Annotated in this window: 13 protein-coding genes; 7 read left to right on the top strand and 6 right to left on the bottom strand. The window is 60.4% G+C overall.

Annotated features, from left to right (window positions below):
- Window positions 1-764 precede the first annotated feature (764 nt).
- The 5 genes from I2G43_RS08570 (at window position 765) to I2G43_RS08590 (ending at window position 4,943) form a co-directional block, all read left to right on the top strand.
- Window positions 765-1,388 (top strand): flavodoxin family protein, encoded by a 624-nt coding sequence (locus I2G43_RS08570; protein WP_195535824.1) that lies wholly within the window; start codon window positions 765-767, stop codon window positions 1,386-1,388.
- A gap of 47 nt (window positions 1,389-1,435) precedes the next feature.
- Window positions 1,436-1,777 carry an arsenate reductase family protein gene (locus I2G43_RS08575; RefSeq protein WP_022093957.1) on the top strand — a complete coding sequence of 114 codons (342 nt, stop codon included), beginning with the start codon at window positions 1,436-1,438 and terminating at the stop codon, window positions 1,775-1,777.
- Window positions 1,778-1,863: 86 nt separating this feature from the next.
- Window positions 1,864-2,994, top strand: coding sequence for a GTP-binding protein (locus I2G43_RS08580; protein ID WP_195535825.1), 1,131 nt, complete (start codon window positions 1,864-1,866; stop codon window positions 2,992-2,994).
- A 104-nt stretch (window positions 2,995-3,098) separates the two neighbouring features.
- Window positions 3,099-3,698 carry a tRNA (cytidine(34)-2'-O)-methyltransferase gene (locus tag I2G43_RS08585; protein ID WP_195535826.1) on the top strand — a complete coding sequence of 200 codons (600 nt, stop codon included), beginning with the start codon at window positions 3,099-3,101 and terminating at the stop codon, window positions 3,696-3,698.
- A 144-nt stretch (window positions 3,699-3,842) separates the two neighbouring features.
- Window positions 3,843-4,943 carry an AAA family ATPase gene (locus I2G43_RS08590; RefSeq protein WP_195535827.1) on the top strand — a complete coding sequence of 367 codons (1,101 nt, stop codon included), beginning with the start codon at window positions 3,843-3,845 and terminating at the stop codon, window positions 4,941-4,943.
- Window positions 4,944-4,984: 41 nt separating this feature from the next.
- Here I2G43_RS08590 and I2G43_RS08595 read toward each other — a convergent pair whose 3' ends face one another.
- From I2G43_RS08595 to I2G43_RS08610, 4 genes are all read right to left on the bottom strand, one after another.
- Window positions 4,985-7,498 (bottom strand): excinuclease ABC subunit UvrA, encoded by a 2,514-nt coding sequence (locus I2G43_RS08595; protein WP_195535828.1) that lies wholly within the window; start codon window positions 7,496-7,498, stop codon window positions 4,985-4,987.
- A complete protein-coding gene (locus I2G43_RS08600; protein WP_195535829.1) occupies window positions 7,491-8,609 on the bottom strand; it encodes an AAA family ATPase in 1,119 nt (372 codons plus the stop codon). Before I2G43_RS08600 ends, I2G43_RS08595 begins: the two co-directional genes overlap by 8 nt.
- A 93-nt stretch (window positions 8,610-8,702) precedes the next feature.
- Window positions 8,703-10,706 carry a GTP-binding protein gene (locus tag I2G43_RS08605; protein ID WP_195535830.1) on the bottom strand — a complete coding sequence of 668 codons (2,004 nt, stop codon included), beginning with the start codon at window positions 10,704-10,706 and terminating at the stop codon, window positions 8,703-8,705.
- A 306-nt stretch (window positions 10,707-11,012) separates the two neighbouring features.
- Complete coding sequence (locus I2G43_RS08610; protein ID WP_117582849.1) at window positions 11,013-11,501, bottom strand: GNAT family N-acetyltransferase; 489 nt, start codon at window positions 11,499-11,501, stop codon at window positions 11,013-11,015.
- 77 nt (window positions 11,502-11,578) lie between these two features.
- Between I2G43_RS08610 and I2G43_RS08615 the strand changes: the two genes are divergently transcribed.
- Window positions 11,579-11,875 carry a hypothetical protein gene (locus I2G43_RS08615; RefSeq protein ID WP_055310006.1) on the top strand — a complete coding sequence of 99 codons (297 nt, stop codon included), beginning with the start codon at window positions 11,579-11,581 and terminating at the stop codon, window positions 11,873-11,875.
- Window positions 11,876-11,923: 48 nt separating this feature from the next.
- Here I2G43_RS08615 and I2G43_RS08620 read toward each other — a convergent pair whose 3' ends face one another.
- The gene (locus I2G43_RS08620) at window positions 11,924-12,628 is read right to left on the bottom strand and encodes a class I SAM-dependent methyltransferase (RefSeq protein ID WP_195535831.1); all 705 of its coding nucleotides are present in this window, start codon (window positions 12,626-12,628) and stop codon (window positions 11,924-11,926) included.
- A gap of 435 nt (window positions 12,629-13,063) precedes the next feature.
- Between I2G43_RS08620 and I2G43_RS08625 the strand changes: the two genes are divergently transcribed.
- Window positions 13,064-13,465: a hypothetical protein gene (locus I2G43_RS08625; protein ID WP_195535832.1), complete on the top strand. Its 402-nt coding sequence runs from the start codon at window positions 13,064-13,066 to the stop codon at window positions 13,463-13,465.
- A gap of 124 nt (window positions 13,466-13,589) precedes the next feature.
- Here I2G43_RS08625 and I2G43_RS08630 read toward each other — a convergent pair whose 3' ends face one another.
- Window positions 13,590-14,402, bottom strand: a complete 813-nt coding sequence (locus I2G43_RS08630) for a putative RNA methyltransferase (protein WP_195535833.1) — start codon at window positions 14,400-14,402, stop codon at window positions 13,590-13,592.
- Window positions 14,403-14,545 lie beyond the last annotated feature (143 nt).

Consider the following 14,545-nt stretch of genomic DNA (forward strand, 5'->3'; position numbering starts at 1 on the left):
CTGCGGGAACGGCCTATCCGCTCAATGTGTTCGGCTGAGATCGGAAATCAACCTTTATCTGTTTTAAGAAAAAGGACGATATGAAAGAAATAGGAGAATTTGTACCCTTTGGCTTGCTCTTTTGCAAACGTATTCCCAATACGTTTTAAACATGCGGCACTCGCCTTAAGGTCGAAATATAAACGGGGCGAGGCCGGACTACGTCACATACCGCAGGACGGGGGCACAGATCAGATTCACCTATCATGAATTCATCTGCGCGATAAAACTGCGCATGCAAATTTACCGCACTATGAACTACATCGTGCGGGACATGAAGGTGTCGACGACCCGCTAGCTTCACCCGCTTGAAAACACCCGCAAGCGACGGCAGCGCGAAAAGCAATTGGCCTCCGGCGAAACCTCTGCGGAGTTTTCGATCTCCGTATTTGTCGAACTGCCAGTTCTGCCACGCCGCCACTTCCTGCCCGCCGAGATCGTTCCTCAAGCCGCACAGCAGCCCGCCTTCTAAGACCTCAGAGTTCGCCATCGAAGGCGACCTGCCCAGACTCCTCACAATCGGCTTGCATGAGGCCCCGCGCTCCAACATCCTCTGGACCGTGTCCCTCTCGTACCTGGTGAGCGAGCCCGCCGTTGGCCCTCGGATGAAGCTACCGATCGAGACGGGGCGTATGATGGGCGGTCGCTGGAATCGCGCCCCACACCGCCTCCCCCATCGTGCGATAATCCTCTGCAGAAGTCACCAAAAGCAGAGGGAGTTTGTGATGAAGGTTCTTTTGGTCAATGGCAGTCCCAAGGCAAACGGCAACACCGCCCGCGCACTCGCCGAGGTCGCCGAGCAACTTAATGCAGAAGGCATTGATACCGAGGTGTTTCAGCTGGGCGCCAAGCCCATTCGCGATTGCATTGGCTGTGGTCAGTGCGGCAAGCTTGATTGCCGCTGCACCTTTGACGATGACGTGGTGAACGAGCTGATCGCTGCCGCCGAGCAGGCTGATGGCTTTGTCTTTGGCTCGCCCGTCTACTATGCGCACCCCAGCGGACGCATCCTTTCGGCCCTCGATCGCGCATTCTATGCAGGCGGGCATGCCTTTGAGCACAAACCCGGCGCCGCGGTCGCCGTCGCCCGTCGCGGCGGCACGTCGACCACCTTCGATGTGCTCAACAAGTACTTCACCATTAAGCAAATGCCCGTGGTTGCTTCCACCTACTGGAACAACGTGTTTGGCCGCGTGCCCGGCGACGCCGATGGGGACGCCGAGGGCCTTGCCACCATGCGAAATATCGGCAAAAACATGGCGTGGCTCCTGCGCTGCATCGAGGCAGGACAGGCCGCCGGTATCAACGCACCCGAGGCAGATCGAGCAACGACCAACTTCATTCGATAAGTCCAGCGGCGGTCACCTCGACGCTCGTTAGAACGGCGGAACAATATATGAATATTCAAATCTTCGGCACCAAAAAATCCTTCGATACCAAGAAGGCACAGCGTTATTTTAAGGAGCGCCGCATTAAGGTGCAGTTTATTGACCTTAAGGAAAAGGAGATGAGCAAGGGCGAGCTCACGAGCGTGATGCAGGCGGTCGGCGGTATCGACAAGCTGCTCAATCCCAAGGCCAAGGACGAGGAGACGCTCGCGCTCATCCAGCACCTCACCCCTAGCCAGCGCTTCGACAAGCTGCTCGAAAACCAGCAGGTTCTGGCCGAGCCCATCGTACGCAACGGTAAAAAGGCCACCGTCGGTTATTGCCCCGATGTATGGGGAGCCTGGGAGTAGCCTGTGTTATTTGCCGGCGCGTGGGTATAAGAGCAGGCGTTTGGCATAAGATTCAACTGTAAGCCATGTCTAACAAAGGAGGGCACATGCCCAACAAACCCGTGAAGATCATCATGCTTACCGGATACCTCGGTGCCGGCAAGACCACGCTGCTCAACCACATCCTCGCTAACGACGGCGGCATCCGCGCTGCCGTCATCGTCAACGATATCGGCGAGATCAACGTCGATGCCAGCCTCATCGCCGACGGCGGCCTTTCCGAGACCGACGACCTCATCCCGCTCACCAACGGCTGCATCTGCTGCACGCTTTCGGACGACCTGGCCAACCAGCTGCAGGGCATCGCCGATTCGGGCAACTTCGACTACATCATCATCGAGGCATCGGGCATTTGCGAGCCTATCCCCATCGCCTACACCATCTCGAGCTTCTGCGACGAGGCCAAGGTGGGCGGCGAGCCCAAGCTCGCGCTCGACAACATCGTGGCCGTGGTCGACTGCGCCCGCATGTACGACGAGTTCAACGGCGGTCGCGACCTGCTGGCCGAGGATATCGACGAGGACGACATCGAGAGCCTGCTTATCCAGCAGATCGAGTTCTGCTCCACGCTGATCCTCAACAAGACCGATACCGTGAGCCCTGAGCAGATCGCCGAGCTCAAGGCCATCGTGCGCAGCCTGCAGAAGGACGCCGTGATCGTCGAGGCCCAAAACGGCGAGGTCCCCATGGAGGAGCTGCTCGACACCGACCGCTTCGACTTTATGCGCGCCTACAACTCCGCCGCCTGGATCGAGGCCATGGAGCATCCCGAGGAGCACGACGACCCCGAGGTGCTGGAGTACGACATCGAGACCTTTGTGTACTCGCATCGCAAGCCGTTTGACCTGCAGAAGTTCACCGACTTTGTCGAGCAGGAGTGGCCCGACGAGGTCATCCGCGTCAAGGGCCCACTGTGGCAGACCGGCGACCCGGACATGTGCTACATGTTTGAGCAGGCCGGCCACCAGATGCGCCTGATGGAGAACGGCCTGTTCGTCGATTCCGCGCCCGAGGGCGAGAAGCAGAAGATTATCGACGAGAACCCCGAGATCATGCAGATTTGGGATGACGAGACGGGCGACCGCATGACGAGCCTGTGCATTATCGGCCGTCACATGGACAAGGACGCGCTCATCGCCGCCCTCGATGCCTGCCTGACCGACTGGCACCGCGCCTAGGTTTATCGAGGCGGATTTGTCCGCCCGCTACGTAACCGCCACAAACCACCACGAAGGTGCCTGTCCCCTTCGTGGTGGTTTTTCGTTCTGAGCCAAGGAGATTCATGTTCAATATCGTGCTGTACGCGCCCGAGATCCCCGCCAATACGGGCAACATCGGCCGCACCTGCGTGGTCACGGGAACCCGTCTACACCTGGTTGAGCCCCTGGGCTTTTCGCTCGACGACAAGACGGTACGTCGCGCCGGTCTGGGTTATTGGCAAAACTTGAACGTGACGACCTATGCCAACTGGGAGGACTTCCTTGCCCGCAACGGCCTCTCCCCCGCCGATGAGCGCCTGCACCTGCTGACCAAAAAGGCTCGTCGCACCTATGCGCAAAGCACCTATCGCGACGGCGACTTCTTGGTCTTTGGCAGCGAGGGCTCGGGCATTCCCGAGCCACTGCTTGCCGCGGCGCCCGAGCGCTGCGAGCGCATCCCGATGCTGCGCGATTGCGACTCACTCGATAACGCTGAGGTTTGGGAAGCTCACGAGGAATCGCTGGGGCATACCGAGGACAGTCACGAGGCCATCCTTCGGCAGGATATCTGCGGCAACTTCGTCAATCCCGACGACTACCGCATCAGCGCACTCAACCTCTCCAACAGCGCCGCCATCGTCCTCTACGAAGCCCTGCGCCAAACAGGCTTTCCGGGAATGTGACAAAGGAACTGTCCCTCTGTCACATTCCAGTGCCGCGCCGATGGCGTACGCGCCTAATTGATGCTCTAGATAAAGAGCCCTCACTTTTAATCAGAATTAACTAAAGTAAAATGAAGTTAAACGGCGGTGTGAAAGGAGAGCCTTGTGAAATATCTCGAGAACCCGTTTACCCCCAGTTTTGGTGAGGTTCCTGCCCATCTCGCTGGCAGACAGCAGATTATTCGGGATTTGGACCGTGCCTTCTTGAGCCAGCGCAGGCGCCCGGAACTGACATCCATCTTCTCCGGAGCGCGCGGAACCGGCAAAACAGCCCTCATGTCGTCGCTCGCGACGAGGGCCGAATCTCATGGCTGGATTGCCGTGAAGACAACCGCGCTTCCAGGGATGCTTGATGAAATCGAGCTCGGAGCAAAGCGCGCTGCGGCACACCTCATCGACGCACCGAGCGACTTTGAAATCACCGGCCTTGGAATCGCACCCATCGGCAGTATCGAGGTGAGCCACGCCCATGAGGCCTCGACCTGGAGATACCGCATGGGCGATATTATCGACCAGCTCAACAAAGCCGACGCTGGGCTGCTCATCACGGTTGATGAGGTAGACCCGACGCTCGACGAGATGATTCAGCTCGCAGCTACGTATCAGCACTTTGTGACTGACGGAAAGCGTGTCGCCCTGCTTATGGCGGGACTTCCCAACAACGTATCGACGCTACTAAACCACAAGACGGTCTCGTTTCTTCGCCGTGCCCAACAATATCATCTGGGTCGCATTGCCGACTATGACGTACGCGAAGCCTTGATTCGCACAATTCAGGAAAACGATCGCCTGGCAGATGCTGAGGGAATCGATAGAGCCGTTCGCTCGATCTCTGGTTTTCCCTTCCTATTGCAACTCGTAGGCTACCGTGCCTGGGACCTCACAAGCGATTCGAAGGAAATCTCGTCACGCGACTTTGACCTGGGAATCAAAATCGCGCGCGACGAGATGGACGACCGAATCCTCGCGGCAACCTATCGGGAACTCACTGCAGAGGACAAGCGATTCCTCATCGCCATGCTCGATGACGAGGAAGAGTCCACCACCGCCAACCTTATCGAGCGCCTTAAGCGTTCGCCGCAGCAGGTCTCCCGCTACCGACGCCGCATGATAGATGCCGGCATCATTGGAGAACGCGGGCGCGGAATCGTCGCTTTTGAATTGCCATTCTTCCGCGACTATCTCGCCGCTCAATGCGTGAAATAGAAGTCAATGTGACAAAGGAACTGTTCCTTTGTCACATTCGGTTATAGGTAGCGGCCGGTGATGCTTGCGGGGCAGGCTGCGATGTCGCCCGGCGTACCGGCGCAGACGATTTGCCCGCCGGCGTCGCCACCGCCCGGGCCCATGTCGATCACGTAATCGGCGTTACGGATAAGGTCGAGGTCGTGTTCGATCACGATAACCGTGGCGCCCTTGGCAACAAGGCCGTCGAACACACTCAGCAACACCTGAACATCGAGCGGATGTAGACCGATCGTAGGCTCGTCGAACACGAATACGGCATCGTCCTGCACGCGTCCCATCTCGCTCGCAAGCTTAAGACGCTGCGCCTCGCCGCCCGAAAGCGCCGGCGTGGGCTCACCGAGCGTAAGATAGCCCAAGCCAAGGTCGTGCAAGGTCTGCAAGCGCGTCTGAACTTTCTTGAGCCCCACCGTGGCGTCGATGGCCTCGTCCACACTCATGTCCATGAGCTGCGGCAACGTAAGCAGACTCCCGTCCTTGCCCTCGCGATGGATATGCGAAGCCGCGTCTGCATAACGTGAGCCGCGACATGCCGGGCAGACGATTTCGACATCGGGCAAAAACTGCACGTCGAGCGATATCGAGCCCGTGCCATCACACGTAGGGCAGCGCAAGGCGCCGGTATTGTAGCTAAAGGCGCCCGCCTTGTAGCCGGCTGCCTTGGCCTCGGGCGTACGGGCGAAGGCGCGGCGCAGCTCATCATGGATGTCGGCATAGGTTGCCACCGTCGAGCGCACGTTGGCACCGATGGGCGTGGCGTCAATCAGGTTGGCACGCGCAATACCCTCGGCATCGATCCAGCGCACGTGGCGTGGCAAGCGCTCGCCGGCTGTCTGCGCCTTAAGCGCCGGGATGAGCGTCTCGAGCACCAACGTCGTCTTGCCCGAACCCGAAACACCCGTAACCGCGACCAAGCGACCGCGCGGAATATCGACTTCGAGCGGCTTGACGGTATGGATGGTATCGGTCGCCATGCGGATATGGCCCTGGTCGAACATTTCGTCGTCAGTTACCTGCGGACGCAAGCGCTTGGGCTTGGCGCGCAAAAACGGCGCGATACGGCTGTCCTGCGATTGCTCGACCTCGTCTACCGTACCAGCGGCGATTACGTTGCCGCCGCCTGCTCCGGCAACGGGGCCCATCTCGACCAGATAATCAGCCTCCGCCAGCACACGTGTATCGTGGTCGACAACAACCACGGTATTGCCGTCATCCACCAGGTCGCGCATTACGCCCACCAAGCCGTCGACATTGTCAGGATGCAAGCCAATTGAGGGCTCGTCCAGCACATAGAGCACGCCTGTCGATCGGTTGCGCACCACGCGGGCGAGTTGCACGCGCTGGCGCTCACCCGTGGAGAGCGTGGCACCGGCGCGATCGAGCGAAAGGTAATCGAGACCCAGGTCGACCAGACGACGAGCCGTGCTCAAAAACGAATCGCAGATATCCGTCGCCATGGGCTGCATCTCGGCCGGCAAGGATGCGGGCACCCCGCGCACCCACTCGATCGCATCACCAAGCGTCATGGCCGCGGCCTGAGCCAGATTGATACCGCGCACCTGGGGCTGGCGCGCAGCCTCGGAGAGACGCGTGCCGGCGCAGTCACGGCATGGTCCCTCGCGCAAAAAGCGAGCCACACGCTTAAGCCCCTTATCGTCCTTAACCTTGGCGAGCGCATTCTCAACGGTATAGACGGCGTTGTAATAGGTAAAGTCGAGCGGCGTGGCGCCCTCGCCGTTTTTGGGAACGTAGAGAATGTGCTTCTTAACCGCCGGGCCGTGAAACACGATGTCGCGCTCTTGAGGCGTGAGCTGGTTAAACGGCACGTCGGTGCGCACGCCCATCTCGCCGGCCACCTGCTTCATCAGGTCCCACATGAGCGTGCCCCAGGGAAGCACCGCACCCTCGTTGATGGTCTTTGACTCGTCGGGCACCAGGCTCGCCTCGTCTACCTCGCGCATGACACCGGTGCCGCCGCAGGTAGGGCACGCACCGCCGCTATTGAAAGCCAAATCCTCGGCACTCGGCGCGTAGAACTCGCGGCCGCATGTCGGACACGTGAGCGACAGGCCCGCAGCCACGTTAAGGCTCGGCTCCACGCGCGCTCCGCAGTGCGGACACACGTGATGGGCGCAACGGCTAAAGAGCAGGCGCAGGCTGTTGTTGAGCTCGGTCATGGTGCCAAAGGTGGAGCGTACGCCCGGCACGCTCGGACGCTGATGCAACGCGAGCGCCGCTGGCACGTGCAGCACCTCGTCCACCTGGGCGTGCTCGGCCTGCGTCAGACGACGGCGGGTATAGGTGCTGAGCGCCTCCAGATAGCGGCGCGAGCCCTCGGCATAAAGAACCCCGAGTGCCAGCGAACTCTTGCCCGAACCCGACACGCCGGCAATGCCCACGAGCTTTCCCAGCGGAATATCGATATCGATGTCTTTGAGGTTATGGACGCGCGCGCCACGCACCTCGATAGCCTGCGGGTTCATCTTCTGTTCCGTCACCTTTATCACCCTACTCATGCCATATAACTCGATCGCGAATGTACGCGCCCAGCATGGGCACGGTAAACCGGACGAGGCCGTATCCGGCAGCCTCGATGACGCGCTCGCGAATCAGGCTTGCGCGATATTTACTCGCCCAGCTCTGAGTGCGATCACAGCGCTCAATGATGTCCGCCATGCGCGTCGGCTTGCCTCCGTCAACTGCCATGGCCTCGATAAATAGGCGCTGTGGACTGCGCAGCCCGTAATACAGGGGCGCGTCAACCGCTTCGTAGAACTCGGAGACGGCATCCGCATGGCCATCCTCGGCATCGCGCTCTTCAATGACCTGCGAGCCACGCCGGGCAGCAGCCCGCCACATGTAATATCCCACCAGCTGGACCATATAGGGATGCCCCATGCTCCTGCGCGCCGCTAGGTCCGCCGTCTCCTCATCAACGCAAAGACCAGCGTCTTTGACCGTCTGGATGTACGAATCGCGCACTTTGGGCAAAGAAATCGCCCCCAGCGTACGCTGCTGGGCGCGGCGCAAAAACGTCACACTCGGCTCTTCAAGCAGATCGTCAACCATACTGGGCAAGCCGGCAAAAACCAGCCCAAGACCGCGCTGGTCGCTATTGGGCAAGCCCGTGGCATCCTGATCTCCGAGCACTTGCTGATAGAGAACGGCAAGAGCCGCCAGTTCCTCGATAGACGCAGATTGCGCCTCGTCAATCGCAAACAGTATGCCCTTGCCTGGACCGAGCTTCTTGAGGCGCTCGTTGACCAGCCCTCGCAATGTTTCGCCCTTTGCTCGCGCCGCCTCGACCGACATCCGGCCAAACGACGGACCGAGCTCCATTGACGTCACAACGGGTTTATTCGAGCGAAGCGCGTCGGCCAAGCGGTCGCATAAGCCAAGCGAAGCGAAATCGGAGACAACCGCCCATCCGCGCGCGCTGGCTAGACGCTGCAGCTCCCGTAGGAGAACCGTTTTGCCACAGCCGCGGTTTCCCGTAATGAGCATGAACCTACCCGGCGCTCCGGCGCCGTTATCGAGCCCTTCCTCGAAATCTTCGATGACCGACTCGCGACCGATGAGTATCGGAGGCCGCTTGCCTGCCGTTGGCTTAAAGGGATTCGGGTTCATGTCGGCCTCCTCGGATTGGCAAACCCTGGTAATAGTTATACCAACTTATACCGAGTTATACCAACAGCGGGTGACAAAGGGGCTGTCCCCTTGTCACATGTGGCCGAAAAACTCAGCGTCTGCTGCTCGCCAGGGACGGAAGGTGGCGGGATCGACCTTTACGTGCGCCGCGGCGGGTACGTCGTACCATTTGACCGTGTAACCGGCGCCGTGAGAGCAAAAGACCGAGTCGGGCGTGTTGGGCAGATCGGCCTCGGGCTCATAGGCGGCCGTCTCGATTACGTGCTCGGCATCATGGCAAGCCGCATAGCCGGCGAACTCCAGGTACAGATGCCCGCGACCGCTCGTGTAGGCAGCCACCTCCAGCGCATAATCCTGCACCTCGGATGCCGGCACGCGACCCACAAGCTTCGCCCGGTCTCCCGCCATCGTCGGCGGCTCGCACTCGGCACCCATGCGCGTGGCATCCGAGAGCGCCCGGCCCACGCACTCCCCCGGCACCTCGAGCTCAAAGTGGTACCACGGCTCCAACAGCACCGCCGCGCCGGCCTCACGTGCCCGCATGAGCCCCTGGCGAATCGCGCGATACGTGGCCTGGCGAAAATCGCCGCCCTCGGTGTGTTTGGCATGCGCGCGGCCGCCTGTGAGCGTAATGCGCATATCGGTGATGGGCGAACCGGTCAGCACGCCCAGATGATCGCGCTCCATGGCGTTGGTGAGCGCCAGACGCTGCCAGTTAAGATCAAGCTCGTCGGTCGAGGTCACGGTGCCAAACTGCACGCCCAAACCCGCCGGCAACGGCTCCAGGCGCAGATGCACCTCGGCATAGTGGCGCAGTGGCTCAAAGTGGCCCACGCCCTCGACCGGCTGCGAAATAGTCTCCTTATAGAGAATGCCGCCAGACTCAAACTCGACCGCAAGGCCAAAGCGATCTGCCAACACCCGCTGCACGACCTCGAGTTGCACGGCTCCCATCAACTGCAAATGAATCTGCTCAAGATGAGTATTCCAGCTTACGCCGAGCATGGGATCCTCGTCCGCCAACTCAGTCAATGCTTTGAACACCGTATGGGCATCATGTTCGCCCGGAAGCACTGTATAGGTGAGAACCGGCGCAATGACAGGCGCATCGCCCGCGGGCTCCGCACCCAGGGCGTCCCCTGGGCGAACGCGCGCAAGACCCGTCACGGCACAAATACCGCCAGCAGCAACTTCTTGGGCAAGCTCATACTTCTCGCCGTTATAGATGCGCACCTGGTCGATCTTCTGCTCCCATGCCTCGGCGCCGGAACGTCCGTTAATCAGCTGTTTGGCATGCAGCGTGCCGCCGGTCACTTTAACCCAAGCCAAGCGCTCGCCGCGATCCCCGCGGCTGACACGATAGACGCGCGCGGCAAACTCCGGGAGCCACGCCTGTTCACGCATCAGCGCGCATATGCCATCCAGCAGCTCGTCCACGCCTTGGTCCTTGAGCGCCGAGCCGGCAAAGCAGGGAAAAAGCTTGCGCTCGGCAACCATGCGCGACAGCGTTGCGACAGAAAGCTCGCCTGCCTCAAGAAACTCCTCGAGCGCCGCTTCGTCCAACGCAGCAGCGTCCTCCTGAACGGCGCCGCCCGCCAGCAGCTCGTTGGCATCCAGGCAGCCCTCGGAAAGACGCTGCCCGAGTTGTGCCAGCAAAACATCGCGGCCGGGATTCTCCAAATCGATCTTGTTGATGAAGATGAACGTCGGGATGTCATAGCGTGCAAGCAGGCGCCACAGGGTTTCGGTGTGCCCCTGCACGCCATCGTTGGCGCCCACCACCAGAATCGCGTAGTCCAGGGCACGCAGTGTGCGCTCCGCCTCGGCAGAAAAATCGACATGGCCGGGAGCATCCACGAGCATGACGTGGGTATCGCCGTGGTCGAGCACGGCCTGCGACGAGAAAATCGTGATGCCGCGCTCGCGCTCGATCGTGTTAGTGTCCAGATGCGAATCGCCATCGTCCACGCGGCCACGCTTGCGAATGCGGCCCGCGTTGAACAGCATGGCCTCGGCCAACGTGGTCTTGCCGGCATCGACATGCGCCAAGATTCCAACGACCGCTTGCTTCGACATGGCTCTCCTCTTATTGCAAGCCCATCGCACGCGGCAACGGGCGTTCACGCTCCACACTGGATGATACAATTTACGGGCCGGTGGGCGAAGCGGGCCCTATCCCCCGACCGAGCTCATCGCCCCGCGTTGCCGCGCGGCGATTTTCGTAGGTTCGCGCCTTGCGAAAGCCGGCACCTCCCCTTTTTGTCTGCCCGGGTTCATCTGGGGCGGTAACAATGCGAGTCCCACAACGACGCGTTTTACCAAAAATGGCCCCACTCGGGGCCATTTTTTATTTGAGCTGGGTGATGATACGTGCCTTGGCTCCTACGCCTCGCGCAGCCAATCAAACGCGACACGCGCCGTGCCGTCGGACACATAGACGATACCGACACGCTCGAACCCCGCCTTGGCGATGGCGCCCTGCATGGGCAAGTTGTCCTCGTGCGTGTCAATACGCAGATGGTCGGCGCATTCCTTGGCAAAGGCAAACATCGCCGCCGCGATACCGTGCACGGTGCCGTCGGATGCCACGCGATGCAGCACGGCATACGGAGTGTCGCTGCGCCATTGACCGTCCTCAATCACGTCATAGCACTCGTCCGGACCCGGTAAAAAGGCAAACGTCGCCACCACGCGGCCGTCGACTTCGCACACGTAACTGCCACCAGCGGCAATATCGGCAGCCAGCTGCTCGGCCGAAGGCGTGCCCTCGGGCCACTGCGTGGCGTTGCCATGCGCGCGCATAAAGGCGCGGGCCGCGTCATAGATAGCCATGACGGCGGGAATGTCGGTATCGAGGGTTTTTCTGATCATCACGCGGCGACCTCACGTTTATTGGTATCACTTTGATTGAGCAATGATACCAACGTTTGGAGAGGAGCGCGAAGCAGATGGGGAGCAAAAAGCGAGCCGCCTGGTCAAAAGCCAAAAGCGAGTTTTTGGGCGCTGCCACCGGCGGCGATATGAGCGACCTGTTTGCACGCGAGGACGAGCGCCGCGACGCCCTGGACGCCGAGCGCGACGAGGCTTGGCGCTATAAGTCGTGCGAGCGCAAAAACCGTTACGACACACGCGCCGAAGCCGAGGCCGTTATGGCCGACTGCGAAAACCGCGGACGGCGTGGTTTGGCCTGCTACAAATGCGAATACTGCGGCGGCTGGCACCTGACGTCGCACCCTTGGAAATAGACCCCGCATCGGCACGGCGCTGGCGAAGCGCCAGCCATCGTGCACAAGCTACGGGCGCGGCGGCACCAAAACATCGTAACGAACGGCCTTGCCCGCAAGCTGATAGCTCGGCTTAACGCCGGCAAGCAGCGGCCCCTTCACCGGTCGCTTGATAACGACCTTGCGCGGGTGCACCGCAAGCGCAGCTTCGACCAGCGTCTCCTCGTCGGCGCACGGCTGCTCCAGATGGTGCAAGAGCTGAAACTTCTTTTTCACCGCCGCGCTCTTGGTGCGCTCGGGAAACATGGGGTTCAGATACACCACGTCGGGAGCCGCGAGCTCGCCTTGCTTGATCAGCTCGGCCGTATGGCGAAGGCCGGCAATGCTGTCCTCGCCCGCATGTAAGCGCATGCGCGCCACAGCAGCCGCAAGCGCCGGATCATCTGCCGCGCGATCCAAGGCGTCCTTGAGGAGTGCCGCGATCACGCAATCCTGTTCATACAGATCGACGGTAAAGCCCGCGGCCGCCAGCAGCAGCGAATCCTCACCAAAGCCCGCCGTGGCATCAATCGCCCATGGGCGCTCGATGCCTTTTGTGCGCGCAGCCTTTACCAGCAGCTCTTGCTGCAGGCGGCCCTGCTTGAGTCGTGGCAGCATGCGGCCAAAATCGGCGCGCAGTTCCATCGTGCCGTCGGTGAGCGTGAGGCCCTCGGACTTCCCGGTCAGCTCAAGCCCCGCGGCCCGAGCAACAGAAAAGGGATCGACGACGCCCATGGACACTCCTTAGCAAACAAAACGAATACGTGAGCGCCACCTCAGTTGGCACCCAACCGTCCGTTATTGTCCCACATGCGACATGGTCCACAGCATCCCAATGCAAAGCACCGCCATCAATCCCGTGCACACGGCAGCGATCACAGAATCACCCATGCGCCTTCCCAACGACCGCGGTTCACGCACTTGCTCTGGTCCGTACATCATGGCTCCTCCTTAGACTCACTTCTTATCACGGCCTCATCATCGCAGCGCCGCACATGAGCTGCCATCGATTTGACTTACAGCTGGCTTTCCTTTTTGAAAGGTTGGACCGCACAGGCTCAAAGCGCTTTCAAACGCATGCATCGCTCCGTTGAACTACAATGTGCTTCACGATATGTGCCGCAACCTGGGTGCGACAGATTCTCCGCGCCCGCATCGAAAGGACCAGCTATGAGCGCCGCTCGCAAGACACTCAAAATCCTTGCCCTGATTTATTTTGTTCTGGGCATCGCCAGTCTCGTCATTGGAATCGCCGGCATCGCGACCGGCAAGTTCGAGTCCACCTACGGGCCGAACGCCATGCTCGCCACGGTCGTGCTTGTCGCCAAGGGCCTCATCGATCTCGCCGCGGGCGTTGCGGGCATCAAGGGCGCCAACAAGCCTTCGCAGGTAGGCGGCGCGTTTAAGCTCGGCATCGTCGCCGCAATCGCCACGATTGCGCAGGCTGTGCTCACGCTCCCCGCGTTTGGCGGCGACGCCATCAACTATGGCGCCTTTGTCATCGTGGTGTACGACCTGTTCTTTATTCAGCAGGCACACGACATTAAGGCCGAAAACAAGGACCGCCTGTAGGCACCTGTCTCCCATAACCCCTGCTATCAAGCAACTAAAAGGGCCGATCGCGCATCCCCGCGGTCGGCCCTTTACGTTTGCCCAGATAAAACCTGCCAAAATAAACCTGTCCCTTTTTGGTAGGTTAGTGGCGGTACTCGGCGATGATGAAGTCGATGTCGGTTTGAAGGGTGTCCAGGTTTGCCAGGCGCTCTTTATCGGCAGGGCGCGTGCGGTAGTAGTACGGCGTCATTTGGAACACCGCCTCGATGTCAGCCTGGGTCTGGAGCGTAATGTTCGCAGACACCCGCTGCGTTCCGACCAACTTAAGCTCCGTAGTCTTCGGCAGCTTTTCGTCGTTGAGATATGGCGTGTCGTAGAGCACTTCCTTAAGCCCAAAGAGATGACGGGCACCCGGCACCACGGTATAGAGCGAGCCCTCTGGTGCCAGCACGCGGGCAAACTCGCGCTCGTTAAAGGGAGCAAAGAGCTCGGTCACCATATCGAAGGCGTCATCGGCCACGGGAATGTCCTTCATGTTGGCCACGAAGAAGGTCGCATCGCCGCGCTTGGCGGCCAGGCGCACCATCTCTTTGCCCAGGTCAAAGCCGTAAGCATCCACGCCCGGCACCGCACCCATGGCGCTGGTGTAGTAGCCCTCGCCACAGCAAATGTCGAGCAAGGTCATGGGGCCGTTCGCAGACGTAGCGCGCCCAGACATCTGTTTGCGGGCCAGCTCGACCATTGCATCGCGCAACGGCGCGTAGTATCCGCGGTTCAGAAAGTCACGACGGCTGCGCGCCTGCGACTTGGGATCACCCATGGAGTCACCGCTCTTGGACGAACGCAGTAGGTACAGATAGCCCTCGCGCGCACGGTCAAACCGGTGTCCGCCCGCGCATGCAGCACCGCGCTCGTCGTCCACCAACGGCTCATGGCAAACGGGACACAACAACATGGCAACTCCTTAGCGCGAACAACACAACGCCCACCATTGTCGCACGCCTTCCCCACCTAGTCATAGAAGAGACAAGGAGTGTCCCCAGCTGCCGGCAGAGACGATATGAGCAGGACATAAAAACATTGAGAGCCCCTGCTGCA

The sequence above is a fragment of the Collinsella aerofaciens genome, from assembly GCF_015557435.1.
In the GTDB taxonomy this organism is placed as follows: Bacteria; Actinomycetota; Coriobacteriia; order Coriobacteriales; family Coriobacteriaceae; genus Collinsella; species Collinsella aerofaciens_Z.

Bases quoted from the DNA above. Each gene is read 5' to 3' on its own strand.
- I2G43_RS08600 (WP_195535829.1), bottom strand. From the start codon at position 8,609: ATGAACCCGAATCCCTTTAAGCCAACGGCAGGCAAGCGGCCTCCGATA.
- I2G43_RS08570 (WP_195535824.1), top strand. From the start codon at position 765: ATGAAGGTTCTTTTGGTCAATGGCAGTCCCAAGGCAAACGGCAACACC.
- I2G43_RS08585 (WP_195535826.1), top strand. From the start codon at position 3,099: ATGTTCAATATCGTGCTGTACGCGCCCGAGATCCCCGCCAATACGGGC.
- I2G43_RS08630 (WP_195535833.1), bottom strand. From the start codon at position 14,402: ATGTTGTTGTGTCCCGTTTGCCATGAGCCGTTGGTGGACGACGAGCGC.
- I2G43_RS08625 (WP_195535832.1), top strand. From the start codon at position 13,064: ATGAGCGCCGCTCGCAAGACACTCAAAATCCTTGCCCTGATTTATTTT.
- I2G43_RS08620 (WP_195535831.1), bottom strand. From the start codon at position 12,628: ATGGGCGTCGTCGATCCCTTTTCTGTTGCTCGGGCCGCGGGGCTTGAG.
- I2G43_RS08580 (WP_195535825.1), top strand. From the start codon at position 1,864: ATGCCCAACAAACCCGTGAAGATCATCATGCTTACCGGATACCTCGGT.
- I2G43_RS08615 (WP_055310006.1), top strand. From the start codon at position 11,579: ATGGGGAGCAAAAAGCGAGCCGCCTGGTCAAAAGCCAAAAGCGAGTTT.
- I2G43_RS08605 (WP_195535830.1), bottom strand. From the start codon at position 10,706: ATGTCGAAGCAAGCGGTCGTTGGAATCTTGGCGCATGTCGATGCCGGC.
- I2G43_RS08575 (WP_022093957.1), top strand. From the start codon at position 1,436: ATGAATATTCAAATCTTCGGCACCAAAAAATCCTTCGATACCAAGAAG.
- I2G43_RS08595 (WP_195535828.1), bottom strand. From the start codon at position 7,498: ATGAGTAGGGTGATAAAGGTGACGGAACAGAAGATGAACCCGCAGGCT.
- I2G43_RS08610 (WP_117582849.1), bottom strand. From the start codon at position 11,501: ATGATCAGAAAAACCCTCGATACCGACATTCCCGCCGTCATGGCTATC.